This window comes from Billgrantia saliphila, assembly GCF_002930105.1.
In the GTDB taxonomy this organism is placed as follows: domain Bacteria; phylum Pseudomonadota; class Gammaproteobacteria; order Pseudomonadales; family Halomonadaceae; genus Halomonas; species Halomonas saliphila.
The window spans coordinates 333,493-354,091 of record NZ_PJRN01000003.1; the positions used below are offsets into that span (position 1 = coordinate 333,493).

Genomic DNA, 20,599 nt, shown 5'->3' on the forward strand with positions numbered 1-20,599 from the left:
TTCGCGTCGGTCATCGCTAACTACCATCGACTGTGCGGGCCAGCATATTCATGATCAGCCGGATCATGGTCTCCTTATTGGCCGGATCGGACTCGGCGATCAGTAGCGTCAGCGCCGCCAGGCCTACGTCGTTCACCACCACCTCGCCATGCTCGTTAAGCAATCGGTTATTACGATAGAGGAAGTCGACGAAAAGGTAGGCGGCACTTCGCTTGTTGCCATCGGCGAACGGGTGGTTCTTGACCACGAAATAAAGCAGATGCGCCGCCTTGGCCTCCACCGATGGGTAGGCCGGTTCGCCGAAGATCGTCTGGTCGAGATTGCCCAGCAGCGCGTCAAGGCCATCGCCACGCTCGCGAGCGAACAGCTCGGTCGCCTCCCCTCGCGCCATCAGCTCAGCCTTGAGCGAAGCAAGCGCCGTGCGGGCTTCTTCCGGTGTTGGCAGCAGGCCGCCGGCCTGAGACCGGGGCTCGGTCAGCAGGCCCTCGTCGTAACGCTGGAGCAAAAGGAAAGTCTGGGCATAGCGGGTAACGATATCGACGAGTCCGCGGCCGCTATCGGTATCCAGCGCTGGGCTGCCGGCCGTCTTGCGCACCAGAGCCATGGCTGCCTCCAGCTCGCGAGCGTTCTCCTCGAAGCGCTGGCGACTCAGCGTCCAGCCCTGAGTGAGATGCTCACGCAGAACCCGTGTGGCCCATTGGCGGAACTGCACCGCCCGCTGCGAATTGACGCGATAACCCACGGAAATTACGGCATCAAGGTTATAGTGCCTGACGCGCCGCGTCACCTGGCGACGTCCCTCTTGGCGAACTACCGAGGATTCCTCGGTAGTTGCCGATTCGTTCAGTTCCGCATCAGCATAGATATTCTTCAGGTGCAGGCTGATGTTATCGGTTGAAGTGTCGAAGACCTCTGCCATCTGTCGCTGGCTCAACCAGACGGTATCCCGTTCGGTGTCGAGCTTCACCTCCACGGAGTGATTGCCATCCTGGTAGATGACCAGGAGGCCCGGGCTATGTGTATTCATGTCGTTGTCCCTGTCACTGCCGCCTCTCTGAACCGGAGGCTCAAGGCTCTTATGATACAGACGACCAACGGCCGCGGATGAATCGTGCCATAATGCTACGCGGTGTCGCCTCGGGTCGCCAAGCGCCCATGACGCCCGTCCTCGTCCCAGACAAGATCTCGTTGCTATCCTCGATCGTCAGTGAGACCAGCTTGGGGCGCACGAGCTTCTCGCGCCCGGCGCGGATCTCTCCTGGTTGGGCAGCAGCTACCCAGCCTGTTTCAGCGCCGCCCAGGCCACATGGACCAGAAAGCGAATTCTTTAAACATGTCAGAGGGACATGTTTACCGCATCGACATGTCCTCGGGACGTGTCGAAAAAATCGCGTTCCATAAACATGTCGTGGTGACATGTCGACGCCATGGATACGCCAGCGAGCACTTCATCGAAGTGGTTTTCGAGCACACACCCCACACCCGATAATCTAAGTAAATCAATAAATTAACCATGTTAGCGCGGCAAAAAAAGCGCCCCGCTGTCGGGGCGCCTTTTTACTACGCTTGACCCAGATCATGCCAAATCGAAGCGATCCGCGTTCATCACCTTGTTCCAGGCGGCGACAAAGTCGTTGACGAACTTCTCCTTGGCGTCGTCCTGGGCGTAGACCTCGGCGATCGCCCGCAGCTGCGAGTTGGAGCCGAACACCAGGTCGACTCGGGTGCCGGTCCACTTCACTTCGCCAGTCTTGCGGTCGCGACCCTCGAACACGTCGGCCTCCGCCGAGGCCGGCTGCCACTGAGTACCCATGTCGACCAGGTTGACGAAGAAATCGTTGGTCAGCTGGCCGGGGCGGTCGGTGAAGACGCCATGGCGAGAGTGGCCGTAGTTGGCCTCGAGCACCCGCATGCCGCCGACCAGCACGGTCATCTCTGGCGCACTGAGCCCCAGCAGTTGAGCCTTGTCGACCAGCATCTCCTCGTCGGAGACGGTGAAGCGAGCCCGACGATAATTGCGGAAGCCGTCGGCCTCGGGGCGCAGCCACTCGAAGGAGTCGGCGTCGGTCTGCGCGTCGCTTGCATCGGTACGGCCCGGGGCGAACGGCACGGCGATGGCATGGCCGGCTTCCTTGGCCGCCCTCTCGATGGCGGCGACACCGCCTAGCACGATCAAGTCGGCCAGCGAGACGCGCTTGTTGCCGGCCTGGGTGGCGTTGAAGTCGCCCTGGATGCTCTCCAGCGTCTGCAGCACCTTGGCCAATTGCTCGGGCTGGTTGACCTCCCAGTTATTCTGCGGGGCCAGGCGGAGGCGTGCACCGTTGGCGCCGCCACGCATGTCGGAACCACGGAAGGTCGAGGCGGACGACCAGGCGGTGTAGACCAGTTCGGCGACGGTCAGGCCGGACGACAGGATCTTGTCCTTGAGGTCGGCGATATCCTGCGCGTCGACAAACTCGTGGTCCACGGGGGGCACCGGATCCTGCCAGATCAGTTCCTCGACGGGTACTTCCGGGCCGAGGTAGCGTGCCTTCGGGCCCATGTCACGGTGGGTCAGTTTGAACCAGGCGCGGGCGAAGGCATCGGCGAACTCATCCGGGTTCTTGTGGAAATGCTCGGAGATCCTGCGGTACTCCGGATCCTCGCGCATGGCCATGTCGGCGGTGGACATCATGATACCCACGCGCTTGTTCGGGTCTTCGGCATCCGGCGCCATGTCCTGCTCGGCGAGGTTCTTGGGCACCCACTGCTTGGCACCGGCCGGGCTGGTGGTCAGCTCCCACTCGTAGCCGAACAGCACGTCAAAGTAGCTCATGTCCCACTGGGTAGGCGTCGGGGTCCAGGCCCCCTCGAGGCCGCTGGTGATGGTGTCGCGGCCCTTGCCGCTCTTGTAGCGGCTTTGCCAGCCGAAGCCCATCTCCTCGATCGACGCGGCTTCCGGCTCGGGTCCCACGTTGATCGGATCGCCGGCGCCGTGGGTCTTGCCGAAGGTATGCCCGCCGGCGGTCAGCGCCACCGTCTCGTAGTCATTCATCGCCATGCGGGCGAAGGTGTCGCGGATATCCCTGGCCGAGGCGAGGGGGTCGGGATTGCCGTCCGGGCCTTCCGGGTTCACGTAGATGAGACCCATCTGTACCGCGGCCAGCGGATTCTCGAGGTCGCGCTCGCCGGAATAGCGGCTGCTGGCGTGGTCGCTGGTCGCCAACCACTCGTCCTCGGCGCCCCAGTAGATGTCTTCCTCGGGCTGATAGACATCTTCGCGTCCGCCGGCGAAGCCGAAGGTCTTGAAGCCCATGGATTCCAGAGCGACGTTGCCGGTCAGGATGTACAAGTCGGCCCAGGAGAGCTTGTTGCCGTACTTGCGCTTGATCGGCCACAGCAGCCGGCGCGCCTTGTCCAGGTTGCCGTTATCGGGCCAGCTGTTGAGCGGGGCGAAGCGCTGCGTTCCGGTACCGGCGCCGCCACGGCCATCCCCCACGCGGTAGCTGCCGGCACTGTGCCACGCCATGCGGATGAAGAGCGGGCCGTAGTGGCTGTAATCGGCCGGCCACCACTCCTGGGAGTTGGTCATCAGCGCTTCGAGGTCTTTCTTGACGGCCGCCAGGTCAAGCGACTTGAACGCTTCGGCGTAGTCAAAATCCTCGCCCAACGGGTTGGATTTCGGAGCGTGCTGGTGAAGGATTCCGAGATTGAGCTGATTGGGCCACCAATCGTGGATGGAGTTGCCGGTATCGCCTTGCTTGGTGCGAGACCCATGCATTACCGGGCACTTGCCTGCGGAACTACTCACCTTCTGATCCATACCGTTCTCCACCTATCATTTTTCTATGGCTGTGCAATGATTCAGCCTTTAACAAAGGGTCGTTCCTTGACGGCAATGACTCGCTCAAGCCTCGCCGGCCTCCCTTTTGTGACAATAGGTATATCAGCTTTGCCGTTTCGTTTGGATTTGGTTTAAACAACAGGATCGATAGTCAAATTCAATTGAAAACACCTATCTAATTTTTCCATGCAATGGGTCCATTGCGGGCTGGCCCAATCGGAACACAGCGGTCTGTTGGCTTTCTTGCAGTGACCAAGGCGTGCAATATGATTTATTACCAACATTTGTCGCTCTTTTATTTTGCGCACTAGATATCCCGGCATTCCCTGGCGCATCTCGGCCAATGCCTGCACCGCCAATGTGATGGACAAAAGCCGACGGCCTGGGCTACCGGCCTGCCTCCGTGCGTCGAGCGTGTTAGGCTGTCGGCAACGCTGATTTCAGGAGTGCGCCATGACCGCGGCCGAGCTGCTCGAACGCCTGGTGGGCTTTCCCACCGTCTCCCGTGAATCGAACCTGGAGCTGATCGGCTTCGTCGAGGCCTACCTCGACGAGCTTGGCGTCGAGCATTGGCGCATCGAAAGCGACGATGGCGGCCGAACCAACCTGTTGGCCCGCATCGGCCCCGAGGTGGAAGGCGGCGTGGTGTTGTCGGGCCACACCGACGTGGTGCCGGTGACCGGCCAGCCGTGGAGTACCGATCCGTTCGCGCTGGTCGACAAGGGGGACGGCAAGCTCTACGGACGCGGCACCTGCGACATGAAAGGTTTCATCGCCTGTGCCCTGGCCGAGGTGCCCGACTGGACGAAGCGGGACCTGCGCGCACCGATCACCCTGGCACTCTCCTACGACGAGGAGATCGGCTGTCTCGGTGCGCCGCGCATGATCGACCGGCTAATGGCCGATCACCCCCGGCCCGCCGCGGTGATCGTCGGCGAGCCGACCCTGATGCAGCCGGTGGTCGCGCACAAGGGTGCCACCAACCTGCGCACCACCGTGACCGGCCGCGCCTCCCACTCCAGCCAGATCGACCAGGGCGTCTCGGCCATCCACGTGGCCGCGCGGCTAGTGACGAAGATCGAGGACGTGATGGCCGAGCTGCGTGCCGAGGGTCGCATCGACGAGGCCTTCAATGTCGCCCACTCGAGCCTGCACGTGGGCAAGATCGCCGGCGGCACCGCCATCAACATCATGGCACGCGAATGCACCTTCGAGTGGGAGATACGCCACCTGCCCAAGGATCGCTTCGAGGATCTGCTCGGCCGGGTGAACGACTACGCCGCCGAGCTCGAAGCCGAGATGCAGCGCCGCGCTCCCGAGGCCGGCATCGTCACCGAGGCACTCAACGTTACCGTGCCGGCGCTGGCCGATGACAACAATACCGAGGTGCTCGCCCTGTGTCGCGAACTCCTCGGCGAGCAGCCCAGCGGCGCGGTGGCCTATGCCACCGAGGCCGGGCAGTTCCAGCGCGTAGGGCTGCCCACCGTGATCTGCGGCCCCGGCAGCATCCGCCAGGCGCATCAGCCGGACGAATACATCGAGATCGAACAGCTCGCGGCCGGCACCCGCTTCATGCAGGTCTTGGGGCGCCGGCTGGCTAGCCGTTAGCCGCTAAAGTCAGGCTCGGCGAGCCCCGCGACGCCGGTCCGCATCTGCAGCAGGCTACCGGCCAAGGGCCAGCGCGCCTTGCCTTCGGCGTCGAGATGCTGGGTCGCAGTGGTGATGTAGAGCGTGCGCAGGTCGGCTCCGCCGAACGCCACCATGGTCGGGTGCGGGCACGGTACCTCGTGCTCCGCCACCAGCTCGCCCTCGGGCGAGAAGCGCACGACGCGGCCGCCGTCGTAGAGCGCGCTCCAGTAGCACCCTTCGCTGTCCACCGCCGCGCCGTCGGGCACGCCGGGCAGCCCCAGCGCCTCCAGGTCGACCCAGGTTTCGCCTTCCCCCAACGCACCGCTGTCGACATCGAAGGAATAGCGCAGGATGCGGCGGGTCAGCGAGTCGGTGTGGTAGAGCCAGCGGCGGTCGGGACTGAAGGCGAGCCCGTTGGAGATACCGATGTCCGTGAGTCGTCGCGTGAACTCGCCCCGGTCGAGGCAGTAGAGCGCCGCCGTGGGGCTCGACTCGTCGGCGGCAATTGTGCCCACCCACAGCCGTCCGGCGGCGTCGCAGCGTCCGTCGTTGAAGCGGTTGCCCTGCCCCGCCTGCCATTCGGCGTTGGCGGCCAGGCGTTCGGGCTCGCCGCTCTCGGGCAGGCGCACGATGCCCGACGCCGCGGCCACCACCAGGCCCACGTCGGTGAGCGCCACGCAGCCCACCTTCTCACCCAGTTCAATACGTGTCGGCGCACCGCCATCCCGGGGACGCCAGGCGTAGACATGGCCTTTGTTGATATCGGCCCAATAGAGCGTCTGACGCGCCACCGACCACACCGGGCTCTCGCCCAGGCTCATGTCGAGTTCGACCGCCACCTCGACTCCGTCGTGCTGCATTCCTTGCCTCCGTTTCATCTCAATGGTTATCCCGCGGCGGGCTCCGGCGGGCAACGTCACGATACTTGGGCGCCGGCCGGAGCACCATGCCCTGGTCGTGCTGGTCGACCAGGCTGCGCTGGATCTCTTGCCACGGCGTCTGATGTGCGGGGTAACGGTAGCCACCCTGCCGCTCCAGCCGCTCGCGTCGCGCCGCGAGTTCGGCATCCTCGATCAGCAGGCGCACCTCGCCGCGCTTCAGGTCGACGCGCAGCCGGTCGCCATTCTCGAGCAGCGCCAGCCCACCACCGGTAGCCGCCTCGGGGGCGGCGTTGAGGATCGAGGGCGAGCCGGAGGTGCCCGACTGACGGCCGTCGCCAAGACACGGCAGCGACTCGATGCCGCGTTTGATCAACGCCTCGGGCGGCTGCATGTTGACCACCTCGGCGCCACCGGGATGCCCCACCGGACCGGCACCGCGCATCACCAGAATCGTATCCTCGTCGATGCCTAGCGCGGGATCGTCGATACGCGCGTGGTAGTCCTCCGACCCGTCGAATACCACCACCTTGCCCTCGAAGGCGTCGGGATCCTGCGGATCGGAGAGGTATCGCGAACGGAAGTCGGCGGAGATCACGCTGGTCTTCATCAGCGCCGAGTCGAACAGATTGCCCTTGAGATTGAGGAAGCCGGCCTGCTCGACGAGCGGATTGTCGTAGCGGCGAATCACCTCGGGATCGCGGGTCTCGCAGCCCCGCACGTTGTCGGCAAAGGTGCGACCGTTGACGGTGAGCGCCTCGCCGTGGAGCTTGCCGGCGCCGAGCAGTTCGCACGCCACCGCCGGCACGCCGCCGGCACGGTGAAACTCTTCGGAGAGATAGGCCCCAGCGGGCATCACGTTGGCCAGCAGTGGAATGGCATGACCCAGCGCCTGCCAGTCGTCGTTGGTGATCTCGATCCCGGCGTGACGGGCGATGGCATTGATATGGATCGGCGCATTGGACGAGCCGCCCAGCGCTGAGCACACCACGATGGCGTTCTCGAACGCCTCGCGGACGAGAATGTCGCAGGGCCGCAGATCCTCCCACACCATGTCGACGATGCGAGTGCCCGTATCGTAGGCCACCATCGAGCGCTCCTTGTAGGGCGCTGGAATCATCGCAGAGCCGGGCAGGCTCATGCCCAGCGCCTCGGCCAGGGAGTTCATGGTCGAGGCGGTACCCATGGTGTTGCAGTGGCCCACCGAGGGGGCCGAGTCGCTGGCCCGTGAAAGGAACTCGGCGTAGTCGATGTCGCCGGCGGCGAGCCGCTTGCGCAGTTCCCAGACGATGGTGCCGGAGCCGACTCGCTCGTTGCTGCCACGCCAGCCGTTGAGCATCGGCCCGCCCGAGAGCACGATGGCGGGAATGTTGACCGTGGCGGCGGCCATCAGGCTCGCCGGGGTGGTCTTGTCGCAGCCGGTGGTGAGCACTACGCCGTCGAGCGGGTAACCGTGCAGCACCTCGACCAGGCCCAGGTAGGCCAGGTTGCGATCGAGCGCGGCGGTGGGCCGGCGCGCATTCTCGTGGATGGGATGCAGCGGAAACTCGAACGGCACGCCGCCGGCGGCGCGGATGCCGTCCTTGACGCGCTTGACCAGCTCGATGTGGTGGCGGTTGCACGGCGTCAGGTCCGAACCCGACTGGCAGATGCCGATGATCGGTTTGCCGCTGGTGAGCTCCTCCAGAGTGATGCCGTAGTTCATGTAGCGCTCGATACACAGCGCCGTGGTACCCGGATGGTCGGGGTTGTCGAACCACCAGCGCGAACGGAGCTGGTCGGGCGTGATCCTGCGGTTGGTCATGTCGCGATCCTCATGCGGGTCGGCGGTCTTTGGGCTTGGCTGTCGTCTGCCGTGCTGACAGTGATACACGACATTGGCCCGCAGCGTCATTCATAGGCCATCTCCTCGAGCTCCTTGCCCCGCGTCTCCTTGACGAAGCGCAGCACGAAGGCCACCGAGATCACGGCACATAGCGCATAGAGGCCATACGCCCCGGCCAGGCCGATGGACGCCAGCAGCATGGGAAAGGTCATGGTGATGCCGAAATTGGCCAGCCACTGGCACAGCCCGGCGATGGCCAGCCCCGAACCGCGCATCTGGTTGGGAAACATCTCGCCGAGCATCACCCACATCACCGGCCCCCAGGAGACGTTGAAGAAGAAGACGTAGGCATTGGCGGCAAGCAGCGCGAACGTGCCCATGTCGTCGCTGAGCCGCAGGCTATCTCCCACCATCGAGGCCGTGGAGAAGGCATAGGCCATGCAGATCAGGGTCACGGCCATACCCACCGAACCGACCCACAGCAGCGGCTTGCGCCCGATCTGGTCGATGACGGCAACGGCGACCAGGCAGGCGCCGATACTGACCGCCCCCGAGATGACGTTGATCAGCAACGCATCGCCCTCGGAGAATCCCACCGACTGCCACAGCACGGCGCCGTAGTAGAACACCACGTTGATACCCACCAGCTGCTGGAAGATCGCCAGGCCGATACCGACCCAGACGATGCCGTGTACCTTGCCGCTGGCCCGATCGAGCACATCGCGCAGCTGCGGGCGATGGTCGCTTGCCAGGGTGGCGTTGATCTCGTCCAATTTGGCGCCCACCTCGCGCTGAGGCATCACCAGCCCCAGCACGCGTCGCGCATCGCCCTGCCGTCCGCTGCTGATCAGGTAGCGCGGACTCTCGGGAATGAACAGCAGTGCCACCAGGAACACGGCCGCAGGCAGCAGCTCGATCCAGAACATCCAGCGCCAGGTGGAGAAGCCCAACCACAGCTCGGTCACCGCCGAGCCGGACAGGTGCGCCAGCACGTAGTTGCTGAGGAAGGCCATGAACAGCCCTGTGATGATAGCCACCTGCTGGATCGTGGCGAGCCGCCCGCGATAGGCGGAAGGCGCCACTTCGCTGATGTAGGCCGGCGTCATCACGCTGGCGGCCCCGACCGCCAGGCCACCCAGCACACGATAAATGACGAACTCCAGGGAGCCGCCGGCGATACCCGAGCCCCAGGCGCTGACCAAGAAGAAGATCGCCGCCACGATCAGCAGCGTGCGACGACCGAAGCGATCCGCCAGTCGCCCGGCGAAGAAGGCGCCCACCGCGCAGCCCAGCAGCATCGAGGCGACGTTGAAGCCGGTCCCCACGCTGTCGGAGCCGAACGCGGTTTGCAGTCCGTCGACCGTGCCGTTGATCACGCCACTGTCGAAGCCGAACAGGAAACCGCCGATGGCGGCGATGCAGCAGATGATGAAGATATAGGCCGAACGGCTGATGACGTTAGGTTCCGTCATGATCCTCACTCCTGAAAAAGGGCGCCCTGCACGGGCGCCAACACGAGGAAGCCCCGCGATGAAGGCTGTCTCGACCCACTTACCACCACACGTCCATCTGCACGCCGAAGGTCAGGCCGTCGTTGTCGTCGATGTCGATGGCTTCACCCGCCGCCCCCGCATCGATCGAGCGGCTGGTGCGATCCGCCAGCAAGGCGTCCCCGTTCCAGTCCGCATAGGTGGCAAAGACGCGAATGACCGGGCGAGCGAAGCCGCCTACCCCCGCGGCCCATTGCTGGGCCAGGGTCAGCTTGGTCAGGCGGCGGCTGTCGTCGCCATTCTCGGGATCGACATAATCGTGGCCGAGCTCCAGGGCGGTGCTCAGGTTGTCCGTCCAGTAGTAGGTCGGACGCACACCGAGGGAGGCCCAGGTGGCTCCGGAGTCGTCATCGAAGCGCTTCTCCTCGAAGATGGCCGCATACAGCAGATCGAGCTTGTCGGGCGAGAGCCAGACATTGCCGTGGTTGATGACACGCCACATCTCGCCGCCGGGCACGTCCGTAGAGACCCCGGCGTTCATGCGTCCCTGACCGGTACCGGTATTGATGATGCCGTCGGTGGCGTACTGCAGCGCCAGCTTGTTGGTACCGCCGAACCAGTTGTTCTGCTGGTGCTGGACGGTCACCATGTGACCCCTTTCGGCCTCGCTGTCGCCATAGTAGGCCTCCTGGGCTTCGCTCAACTGAGCGCGACCGTAGTTGTAGCCAACTACCAGGGTGCCATCGGCATTGACAGGAATATCGGACCAGCGGAGATCCAGGGTGTCGTTGGAGATGCGATTGTCGGCGTCGGGGTATTCGGTATCGTCGACACTCGTCGCGCGCATCCACGCCAGGTGCAGCTTGCCGGTTCCCAAGTCGATGTCCTCGATGCCCGCGCCGGGCCCGGTGGAATCCCAGTAGAAGAAATCGTTGATGTGCACGTCATGGCGGCGGTAGAAGCGCTTGCCGGCCCAGAGAGTGGCCCCCGGCAAGGCATCGATCACGTTATGGCCCTGCACGTTCAACTGGCGCAGGGAAACCTCGGTATCCTCGGAATCGTTCACCTGATTCGAGAAATAACCCACCATGCTGTTGAAGTAGAACGATTTGTTCCCCTCCTCGTAGAGGGTGGCCCCCAGGCCCAGCTCGGCATAAGTCTCGCATTCGTTGCCCAGACGGTACTTGGCCCCCGCACCATTGGCCCGGAAGCAGGCCTGGTCGCCGCCGCTTGCCGTGTTGCCGATGCCGGATCGCGCATAGCCGGTGAAGTCGATGCCGGACGTGAAATCCTCCTGGGCCAGGGCCGTGCCAAAGGCGAAGCAGCCGAACCCGACCAGCCCGAAGCGAGCAAGAGTGCGCGTGGCGTGACGTGGCATTTTCATTGTTGTGCTCCTGATCATCTTGTTTGTCGCTATTGTTGGTAATTTCTTTGAACTAAGTGGTTGCAGGCGAATGATGGCAGTGCTGCGTATAGGGACCTCCTGGTGAGATGAAGCGGGTTTACGGGCAGGCGATGCAGCGGAAGCGACAGCGCATCTCGTGGCGCTCCCCTTCCTCCAGGATCACCAGGCCGTGACGTTGCGGATCGTCGAAGTGATGGGCATCGACGTCATGTGATACCGGCTCGAAGCAGAAGAAGTCGGCCTGCGCGCCCGGCGAAAACACCAGGTAGCGCGAGGTGTCGGCGCTCACCTCGAGCGCCAGGCCACGCTCGGGCCAGCGCAGCAGGGCCCGACCGCTCCAGCCGGTAAAGAGGTTGTCGATCCTGCCGATCGGAAGGCTCGTACCGCGCGAGAAGTTCCAATGATCGGGCGCCTCGAGCCGACGCCACGCGGTGGGCAGTTGGTCGGCATCGACCTCCCACACGCCCTCGGCGGCGGCGTCGACTCGTACGTCGGCAGTGCGCGGAAACCAGGGGTGCAGCCCCAGGCCATAGGGGGCGGGCGACACGCCCAGATGCGTCACCGCTAGTCGCGCCTCGAGCACATCGCCCTCCAGGCGATAGGCCAACTCCGCCCGGTAGTTGAACGGCGGCTGCTCGCGTGAGCGAAGCGCGAGGCGCAGTTCGTGCGGGATCTGGGCCTCGACTTGCCAGGCGCGCTGCCAGCCGTCGCCGTGAATCGGCAAGGCTTCGCCGGGCAGGTTGTTCACGAGCGGATAGTGTCGCCCGCGCCACGCGAAGCCGCCCCCGCCGATGCGATTCGACCACGGCACCAGCGGGTACATGGCCAACCGGTTAGGGTCGCGCTCGCTATCGCTTCCCGGGCGCATCAGCGGCTCGGGGCCGCGCCCGGTCAATCTGTCGAAGCGCACCACGGCGCCGCCGATCCCGGGGTTCACCATGAGTCGCAGCGTGGCGTTGTCGAGCGTCATCAGCATGGCGTGCTCCCGTTTCGCTCAGGCGATGTCGGCGCGAGCGCCCTGACGACGCAGGGCATCGTCCGGCAGGCGCTGGCCGTCGGCATCGAAGCCATGCAGAAGATCGTGACGCGGCGTGAGGTAAAGGGTGTCGCCACTGCGTATCTCGGCGTCACCGGGCAGGCGCACGGTCAAGGGTCCGGCGGCGTGGCAGTCGACATAGGCGAAGGCGTCGGCGCCGAGCATCTCCACCACACGTACCCGGCTCTGCCATTCCCCCGCCTCGCGGCTGACATCGAGGTGTTCGGGGCGAATGCCGAGCGTCGCGGCACCGTAGGCCTCCGCGACCTGCCCTTCGATCAGGTTCATCTTCGGCGAGCCGATGAAGCCGGCAACGAACAGCGTCTCGGGGCGCTGGTAGAGCGACATCGGCGTGCCGACCTGCTCGATGCGACCGGCATTCATTACCACGATGCAGTCGGCCAGGGTCATCGCCTCGACCTGATCGTGAGTGACGTAGACCATGGTGGCGTCGAGGCGCTGGTGCAGCTCGGCCAGCTCCACGCGCATGCGGTTGCGCAGCGCCGCGTCCAGGTTGGAGAGCGGCTCGTCGAACAGGAATACCCCGGGGTTACGCACGATGGCGCGACCGATGGCCACACGCTGTCGCTGGCCGCCGGAGAGTTCGGCCGGCTTGCGCTCGAGCAGCTCCTCGAGGTTGAGCAGGCGTGCCGCCTCGGCCACCTTGGCGCGGCGCTCCTCGGTGGGCACCTTGGCCAGGCGCATGCCGAAATCGATATTGCGCGCCACCGTCATGTGCGGGTAGAGCGCATAGGACTGGAACACCATGGCGATGTTGCGTTCGCTGGGCTCGGCGGTGGTGACATCGTTCCCGCCGATCGAGATCGCACCGCGAGTCACTGTCTCGAGCCCTGCGATCATGCGCAGCAGGGTCGATTTGCCGCAGCCGGAGGGTCCCACCAGCACAGTGAAGGAGCCGTCCTCGATGTGCAGGTTGAGATGGGGGATCACCGTGGTCTTGCCACGGAAGGTCTTTTCGATATCGACCAGGGTCACTTCAGCCATAGCGTGCTCTCGTTATCGGGTGCCGTTGTCATCTTGTCGTCTTGGCATGGCACGGTGCGTTTCATCGCTCGTTGCGGCGGTAGCGGAACCCGGCGAAGTCCGCCGGCACGGCGTGTCCGCTGATGTCGTGGGCCGCCATGCCCAGGAAATTGCCGGTGAAGTAGCCGTGAGCACGGCCGCTGCCCTCGTCCGACAGCAGCCCGGCGTCCAGCAGCGGGCCGATCGGCCGCCACTCGCAGTCGCCCTGGGCGAAGCGGAACTGCAGTTCGCGCTCGCGAATGTCTAGGCCGAGTCGCACCGGCAGGTCGAGTGCGAGCGTCACGCCCGGCTCGGCGATATCGAGCCGCCCGCCGGGCCACTCGTCGTGGCAGCTCATCACGCTGAGCACCTTGGCGCCGTCGTCGTTCAAGCTCACCGCCAGGTAGTGGAACTTGAAGCGGTTGTAGTAGGCGATCAGCCCGGCGAACTGCTGGATGTCGTCGGGCTCGAACTCGAGTTCGGTCTCGGCGCTGCAATACCAGCTGTCCTGACGACGCGCCACCAGTGCCTGCTCGAACCAGGAGCCCACCGACTCGCGGCCGAAAAGGCGCAGGTAGCCGGGCCGCGCCTCGAGCGAGAACAGCCGCTCCGGCTCGGGGGTGCGCAGCCACTGGAAGTCCCCCGGCAGCGGGCCGGGCTGGAACGCATAGGTCGCCTCGGCGGCAGGAGCGCGCTGCTCTATACCGGGCATGGCCACCTCTAGCGCCGGAGCACTGCCGCCCTGGGCCAGGCGCAGCCAGCCGTCCTCGCCCCACTCGACCTGCTGGATGGCCGTCTCGCGCCCCAGCGGCGAGCGGCGCGTGCCGGGTAGCGGCCGGCTGCACAGGTGCACCATCCATGTCTCGCCATCGGGCGTTTCTACCAGGTCGGCGTGGCCGGCGCGCTGCAGTGGGCTGTCCGGGGCATTGCGCGTGGTCAGCACCGGGTTGTCCGGGTGCACCTCGTAGGGGCCGGTGATCTCGCGCGAACGCGCCATGGTCACGGCGTGGTCGTAACCGGTGCCGCCCTCGGCCACCAGCAGGTGGTACCAGCCGTCGTGGCGATACAGGTGTGGCCCCTCGGTGAGCTTCATCCCGGTACCGGCGAAGATGTTGCGGATCGGGCCGACCAGGCGCCTGCTCTCGACGTCATACTCCTGCAGCAGGATGCCGCCGAAGCGGTCGCCGCCCTCGCGCTGGCGATAGTCCCACTTGAGATTGATCAACCACTTGCGGCCGTCCTCGTCGTGGAACAGCGAGGGGTCGAAGCCGCTGGAGTTGAGATACACCGGGTCGCTCCAGGGTCCCTCGACGGAGGGAGCGGTGACCAGGTAGTTGTGGCCGTCCTTGAAGTTGCCCTCGTAGCGCTTCATGTCGGTGTAGATCAGCCAGAACAGGCCGTCGGCGTACGACAGGCATGGCGCCCAGATGCCGCAGGAGTCCGGGTTGCCGCGCATGTCGAGCTGGACGGCGCGGGCCAGCGGCCGGCTCGCCAGCCGCCAGTTGGCCAGATCCCGCGAGTGATGGATCTGTACCCCCGGATACCACTCGAAGGTGGAAGTGGCGATGTAGTAGTCCTCGCCGACCCGGCAGATCGAGGGGTCGGGGTTGAAACCGGCGAGTATCGGATTGCGGATGGTATCGGTCATGACGTGTGTCTCATCCCTTGACGGAGCCGCCGGTCAGCCCGGCCACGATGTATTTCTGCGCGGCGAGGAAGAAGATCACCGCCGGCGTGATGGTCAGCGTCACGAACGCCAGGATCATGTTCCACTGGGTCAGATACTCGCCCTGGAACTGCATCATGCCGAGCGGCCAGGTGTAGATGGCGCGATCGTTGAGCACCACCAGCGGCAGCAGGAAGTTGTTCCAGCTCTGCACGAAGACGAACACGCCCACCGTGGCGAGGATCGGCGTCGACAGCGGCAGGGTGAACGACCAGAAGAAGCGCAGGTAGCTGCAGCCGTCGACGTAGGCGGCCTCGAACAGCTCGCGTGGCAGCTGGTCGAAGAAGGCCTTGAACAGCAGGATCGCCAGCGACAGGCCGAAGGCGGTCTGCGGCAGGATCACCGCCCAGTAGGTATCCAGTAGCCCCAGATCGCGCACCTTGATGAATAACGGCAGGATCGCCGCGGCGAAGGGGAACATCAGCCCCAGCAGCAGGTAGGAGAGAATCATCTTCGAGCCGAAGAAGCGTATCTGCGAGAACACATAGGCCGCCGCTGCTCCTACCACCAGGGTCAGGAAAACCGTCATCGATGAAATCAGGAAGGAGTTGCCCAGGTAGCGCCAGAAGGTGCCGTCGAGGAAGATCGCGACATAGTTCTCGGCGTTCCAGCTGTCGGGTAGCCCCAGCGGATTGGTGCGCAGCTCGGCGTTGCTCTTGAAGCCGCCGAAGAAGGAGGCCAGCAGCGGGCCGACGACCAGGCTGGCGACCAGAATCAACACGATCACGCGCAGCGTATTGCGCAGGGGGGCGCTTCTCATGCCTGCTCCTCCTTCGCCGTGGCGCGCTGGTAGAACAGCGCGATACCGATGGCGAGCACGAACAGCACCACGGCGGCAGCGCTACCGAAGCCGATGTTGAGCCGCGACAGCCCAAAGGTGTAGAGATAGGTGACGATGGTGTGGGTCGAGTTCGAGGGACCACCGTTGGTCATCGGGATGATGATGTCGAAGATCTGCAGCGAGCCGATGATGGCGAAGAAGCCGCTCACCACGATGGCGTGCTTGATCATCGGGATCTGCACGAACAGCGCTACCTGGCGCGGCTTCGCCCCCTCGAGCTTGGCCGCCTCGATCAGGTCTTGGGGCACGCTCTGCAGCGCGGCGATGTAGATCATCATGTGAAAGCCGAAGTACTTCCACACGATCACCGTCATGATGGCCGGGAAGGCCCACTGGCGGTCGGCGAGCACATGCACCGACTCCTGCCCCAGGGCCTGGAACATGAAGGCGGTGATGCCGTAGTCGCCGTCGAAGACGAAGCTCCAGATCAAACCCGCAGCCACCTCGGCGAGGATGTAGGGCAGGAAGAAAACCAGCCGGAACAGTGTGTTGGTCGGAGTCTTGCGGTAGACCAGCAGCGCCAACCCCAGTGCCAGGGGCATCTGCAGCAGCAGCGAGACGATGATCAGTTTGGTGGTATTCCACAACGCGGTATGGAACACCGAGTGATCGAGCAATCGCGCGTAGTTCTGGGTGCCGACGAAGTCGCTCGGCGAGCCGTAGCCGTTCCACGAGAAGACGCTGTAGTAAGCCGCATCGGCCAGCGGCAGGATCACGAACAGCGAGAACAGGATCAGCGCCGGCGGCAGCAGGATCAGTGCCGCGGCGAGCCTGCCGCTGGCCATGTTCTTGCGCATGCGATCGGCGAAGCCCCTCCTGCGCGCGGCGGGTCGGGTCATGGTGGTCATGTCGAACTTCCGTCCCGATTCGGGAGTGTGGGCCGGCGCGGGCGGGTGACGTCCGCGCCGGCGATGCTTGGACTCAGCGGAACTGCCAGGCCTCTTCGACCTGGGCGGCCGCCTCTTCGGCCGTGATCACGCCCTGGGCCAGATCGCCGCTGATGTCGTTGACCGTGGCGCCGACCGAGGTACCGAGTGCCTGGTCGAGGAACACCTGGTGAAAGTTGGATTCGCTGAGGATCTCGGCGACCTTGCGCGCATAGGGCGTGTCGAGCTCCTCCTCGGAGCCGTTGGCCACCGGCACGAAAATGCCGAGCCGGGCGGCTTCGCGCTGGTTCTCCTCGTTGAGCAGGAAACGCAGGAAGTCGACCGCCTCGTCGGAGGCATCGCGGGTCACGGCGAAGCCGTTCATCCCACCGAAGCTGTCGTCGTTGCCCTCGCCGCCTTCCACGCGGGGGAAGCGGATGAACTCGAGGTCCTCGTCGGGCACGCCCTCGCCCGTCGCGGAGCGCTCCTTGGAAGGGATGTAGTCCCAGTCGCCCATCAGATGCAGGGCCGCTTCGCCGTCGCCGAACATGGCGCTGGCACGTTCGTAGGACGTCGACATATAGCCCGACTGGAAAGGGTCAAGCTCGACGAACGCCTGGAGCAATTCGCCGGCGCGGACGAAGGACTCGCCCTCGAAGCCGCCGTTCTCGCCTTGCTTGGCCGCCTCGATGCCCTCGCCCCCCGCCAGGCGGGTGGCCAGGTACCCCCAGTAGAAATGCATCGGCCAACCATCCTTGCCACCCACTACAGCGGGCGTGATACCGCTCTCGCGCAGCGCGACTACCGCCTGCTCCAGGTCCTCCCAGGTCTCGATGGCTTCGATATCGACGCCGGCCTGCTCGGTCAATGCGGTATTGGCCCAGAAGCCCACCACGGTGGCGTAGAGCGGCGCGCCATAAACGCGATCGTCGAGAGTAAAGGCGCGCACGGCGGATTCGGGGTAGCGTTCCTGCCAGCCGTCCTGCATCGCCTCGGTGAGGTCGCGCACGAAACCGGCCTCCACCTGGTCGCGCAGCCCCTCGCCGCCCCAGCTATAGAAGATGTCGGGACGCTGGTCGGATTGCAGCAACGTCGGCAGGCGTGTCTTGTAGGCCTCGTTGGCGATGTACTCGAAGATCACCTCGACATCGGGGTTCTGCGCTTCGTATTCGGCGACGACATCGTCGTAGTATTGCTTCTCGACGTCGCTGATCTCGACCCGCAGTACGCGCACGGTGGTATCGGCCGCCGCGGCGAACGCCGCCAGGCCGGAGGCGAGAGCAACCGTGGCGACCAACCAGCGCTTGGCGCGCTGAGGCTTGGGAAGCTGTTGTTCGAAAGTGTGCATGGCGAGCTCCTTGTTGTGTTGTAAGCGCATGGGTGCACCTCTTCGCTTGTCGCAGGTATGGTGTGCGGGCTAGCCCCAGCCGCCGTCGACGGCAATCTCCTGGCCGGTGATCGCCGCGCTCTCGGCGCTGGCCAGGAACAGCACGGCGGGGGCGATATGCTGTGGCTCCAGGCGCAGCTTGAGGCACTGGTGGGCCTGGATCGATGCCTCCTCCTCGGGGCCGATCCACTTTTCGAGCTGCCGTGGGGTCATGATGGAGCCGGGCACCAGGGTGTTGACGCGAATGTTGTGACCTCCCAGGTCGCGAGCCAGGCTGCGTGTCAGTCCGTGTATCGCCGCCTTGGCGGTGACGTAGGCAGACAGATCGGCGATGGCCATCTGCACGCTGATCGAGCCGAAGTTGACGATGCTGCCGCCCCCGGCCTCGATCATCTGGTGGGCCGCCGCCTGGGCGGCGAAGAACATCGGTCGCAGGTTGAGCGACATGCGCTCGTCCCAGTAGTCGACGTCGACCTCGTGCCAGGCATGGCGATCGTCGTTGGCGGCATTGTTGACCAGGGTGTGGATGGGCCCCAGCTTGCTCCCGACTTCGGCGATCGCCGCCTGCAGATCCTCGACGTCGCGAATGTCGCAGCGCCGGTAGTGCGGCGCCCGCCCCGTCTCGGCTTCCAGCGCCTCGGTCAACGCCCGGCTGGCGGTATCGTCAATGTCGACGAACGCGACCTTAGCCCCCTGATGATGAAAGGCCCGGGTCAGCGCCGCACCGATGCCGCTACCGCCACCGGTAATGAAGACCACTCGCTGATCGAGACTGGGGTAACGCGCCGCGTCGTTGTTCATGCTCTCTCCACTTAGTTTTATCTATTTACTAACTAGAGAGTGAGCAACTCCACGCGGAGCGACAATGCGACGTTGGTATAACCATCAACAAAGGCATTTAAAACAGAGGATTCGAGAGGAAGAGTCGCCTGGACACCGGTCTTTCCCGCCATGGCCTCCCGAACTGGATTCGTTTAATCTGAGAACCAATCGTCTCGCTCCAGGCGGCAATAGACAGCGCAAAGAGGCCGTGCATCGCGCCTCGACGGGGCCGGTGTCATAATCGACCCGCCATGCAGGCGCGCTCGCAACCCAGGGGTTCGGAAACGGCTTCGGCTCCTTGTTTTCAGTCCGTTGCCTCGAGCGAGGCTGGGGCGAAGCATGCCCGCCCAGGGCACCCACTCGGCAAGGCCATGTCACTCTATGTCTACTAGTTTTCAGCCGCACAAGGCGGGCGATCTTCACTTTCTCAAGCGGCTCAACCGCAGCGCCATCCTCGAGCTGGTGCGTCGCACCCCCGGCCTGACCCGCGCCGACATTGCCACCCAGGCCCAACTGACCAAGGCTACCGTGGGCGCCGGCGTGCAATCGCTGCTGCAGCAGGGCTGGCTGCGCGAAGGTGAGCTGCAGAAGAGCAGCGGCGGCCGCCCGGGCCGCGCCCTGCACCTCAACGACGACAACCACGTGCTGTTCGGCGCCGAGGTCGGCGTGCATGGCTTGCGCCTGGTCGCTTGTACGCTTTCGGGCCAGGTGCTCGTATCGCACCACGAGCACCTCGTGCCGACCACACCCGAGGTCACCGCCGAGCTGCTGGGCGAGCTCCTGCGCACGCTGATGGCCTCGAGGCACGTGGCGGGTCGACAGAGCCTGGGGCTTGGCGTCGCCCTACCCGGCCCCATCGCTCCCGGCAAGCCCGTGCTGCGCCTGGCTCCCAACCTGGGCTGGCGCGACATTCGTTTCCTCGACCTGCTGCGCCCCCATCTCACGCTTCTGGAAGGCACCTGGCTGATGGACAACGAGGCAAAGTCGGCCGCCTTCGGCGAACTCTACTTTCGCACCGGGCAGATTCCCGAGTCGCTGGTGTACGTCAGCGCGGGGACCGGTATCGGCAGCGGCATGGTCGAAGGCAGCCACCTGCCGCTGGTCACGCGAGGCATGCAGGGGCTGGCCGGCGAGATCGGCCACACCGTGCTGCAGCCGGGCGGGCTCTACTGCCATTGCGGCAATCGCGGCTGCGCCGAAACCCTGGTCAGCGGCTGGTCGATCCGCGCCGCGCTGGGGATCGCTGAAGAGGAGGATCTCGTCGCCACGCTGCTGCCGCGCCTGAACGATTCCGACGTTCAGGTCACGCTGCGCCGGGCCGGCGAGGCGCTGGGCGTTCTCCTGCTCAACCTGCATCATGCGCAGAACCCCTCCGAGATCGTGCTCGGCGGCTCCCTGACCCAGCTCGGCGAACCTCTGCTCGAACCCGCCCTCGCCTACTTCAAGGCCAACCAGAACCGGCTACTGGGCACGTCCCAGCAGGTGCCGCTGAGGGTAATCGAGGATTCCACCTTCGTCGCGGCACGCGGCGCCGCCGCCCAGGTGCTAGCCAGCATCATTCATGGCCCGAGCGACCTCCTCCAGGCGTCGTTCTGACACCTTTGCCGCCGTCTTTGCGACCAAAGTCGATCGGAGCCACTAAGTTCAAAGATTGAACTTAGTGGCGGCGTCGCGCAGGATGTATCAGGGCGCCTTGGACGTGCGCCTATCGGTCCACCGACATCCATCCGCAGGAGCCCGACATGACACTCGAAGGCAAGATGCTGATCGGCCGGGAGGCCGTCAGCGGCAGTTCCAAGCCCATCAATGCCGTCAACCCCGCCACCGGCGAGACCCTCGAGCCCACCT

General features: G+C 64.8%; 15 protein-coding genes. 2 read left to right on the forward strand and 13 right to left on the reverse strand.

Annotation, left to right across the window (positions count from 1 at the left end):
- Positions 1 to 16: 16 nt before the first annotated feature.
- A complete protein-coding gene (locus tag CYJ07_RS05210) occupies positions 17 to 1,027 on the reverse strand; it encodes a virulence RhuM family protein/type II toxin-antitoxin system death-on-curing family toxin (RefSeq protein WP_104202616.1) in 1,011 nt (336 codons plus the stop codon).
- A gap of 549 nt (positions 1,028 to 1,576) precedes the next feature.
- Positions 1,577 to 3,802 carry a catalase/peroxidase HPI gene (katG, locus tag CYJ07_RS05215; RefSeq protein ID WP_104202617.1) on the reverse strand — a complete coding sequence of 742 codons (2,226 nt, stop codon included), beginning with the start codon at positions 3,800 to 3,802 and terminating at the stop codon, positions 1,577 to 1,579.
- Positions 3,803 to 4,276: 474 nt separating this feature from the next.
- On the opposite strand from katG, the gene argE reads away from it, so the two are divergent.
- On the forward strand, positions 4,277 to 5,431 hold the full coding sequence (gene argE, locus CYJ07_RS05220; protein WP_104202618.1) for an acetylornithine deacetylase: 1,155 nt from the start codon (positions 4,277 to 4,279) through the stop codon (positions 5,429 to 5,431).
- Here argE and CYJ07_RS05225 read toward each other — a convergent pair.
- The 11 genes from CYJ07_RS05225 to CYJ07_RS05275 all read right to left on the reverse strand — a co-directional run bounded on the left by CYJ07_RS05225 (position 5,428) and on the right by CYJ07_RS05275 (position 18,730).
- On the reverse strand, positions 5,428 to 6,312 hold the full coding sequence (locus tag CYJ07_RS05225) for an SMP-30/gluconolactonase/LRE family protein (RefSeq protein ID WP_104202619.1): 885 nt from the start codon (positions 6,310 to 6,312) through the stop codon (positions 5,428 to 5,430). The genes argE and CYJ07_RS05225 overlap by 4 nt on opposite strands.
- A 19-nt stretch (positions 6,313 to 6,331) precedes the next feature.
- Positions 6,332 to 8,134: an IlvD/Edd family dehydratase gene (locus CYJ07_RS05230; RefSeq protein ID WP_104202647.1), complete on the reverse strand. Its 1,803-nt coding sequence runs from the start codon at positions 8,132 to 8,134 to the stop codon at positions 6,332 to 6,334.
- A gap of 86 nt (positions 8,135 to 8,220) precedes the next feature.
- On the reverse strand, positions 8,221 to 9,627 hold the full coding sequence (locus CYJ07_RS05235) for a sugar porter family MFS transporter (protein WP_104202620.1): 1,407 nt from the start codon (positions 9,625 to 9,627) through the stop codon (positions 8,221 to 8,223).
- 79 nt (positions 9,628 to 9,706) lie between these two features.
- Positions 9,707 to 11,029, reverse strand: a complete 1,323-nt coding sequence (locus CYJ07_RS05240) for a maltoporin (protein WP_104202621.1) — start codon at positions 11,027 to 11,029, stop codon at positions 9,707 to 9,709.
- A 118-nt stretch (positions 11,030 to 11,147) separates the two neighbouring features.
- The gene (locus CYJ07_RS05245) at positions 11,148 to 12,026 is read right to left on the reverse strand and encodes an aldose 1-epimerase (protein ID WP_104202622.1); all 879 of its coding nucleotides are present in this window, start codon (positions 12,024 to 12,026) and stop codon (positions 11,148 to 11,150) included.
- 18 nt (positions 12,027 to 12,044) lie between these two features.
- Positions 12,045 to 13,091, reverse strand: coding sequence for an ABC transporter ATP-binding protein (locus tag CYJ07_RS05250; protein ID WP_104202623.1), 1,047 nt, complete (start codon positions 13,089 to 13,091; stop codon positions 12,045 to 12,047).
- Between the two features lie 61 nt (positions 13,092 to 13,152).
- Entirely contained in the window at positions 13,153 to 14,757 is a 1,605-nt protein-coding gene (locus CYJ07_RS05255) for a glycoside hydrolase family 43 protein (RefSeq protein ID WP_104202624.1), read from the reverse strand.
- 10 nt (positions 14,758 to 14,767) lie between these two features.
- Positions 14,768 to 15,595: a carbohydrate ABC transporter permease gene (locus CYJ07_RS05260; RefSeq protein WP_104202625.1), complete on the reverse strand. Its 828-nt coding sequence runs from the start codon at positions 15,593 to 15,595 to the stop codon at positions 14,768 to 14,770.
- Entirely contained in the window at positions 15,592 to 16,524 is a 933-nt protein-coding gene (locus tag CYJ07_RS05265) for a carbohydrate ABC transporter permease (protein ID WP_104202626.1), read from the reverse strand. The genes CYJ07_RS05260 and CYJ07_RS05265 overlap by 4 nt, the downstream gene beginning before the upstream one ends.
- Before the next feature lie 73 nt (positions 16,525 to 16,597).
- Positions 16,598 to 17,890 (reverse strand): ABC transporter substrate-binding protein, encoded by a 1,293-nt coding sequence (locus CYJ07_RS05270; protein WP_104202627.1) that lies wholly within the window; start codon positions 17,888 to 17,890, stop codon positions 16,598 to 16,600.
- 69 nt (positions 17,891 to 17,959) lie between these two features.
- Entirely contained in the window at positions 17,960 to 18,730 is a 771-nt protein-coding gene (locus CYJ07_RS05275; protein WP_104202628.1) for an SDR family NAD(P)-dependent oxidoreductase, read from the reverse strand.
- A gap of 402 nt (positions 18,731 to 19,132) precedes the next feature.
- Between CYJ07_RS05275 and CYJ07_RS05280 the strand changes: the two genes are divergently transcribed.
- A complete protein-coding gene (locus CYJ07_RS05280; RefSeq protein ID WP_104202629.1) occupies positions 19,133 to 20,347 on the forward strand; it encodes an ROK family protein in 1,215 nt (404 codons plus the stop codon).
- Positions 20,348 to 20,599: the final 252 nt, after the last annotated feature.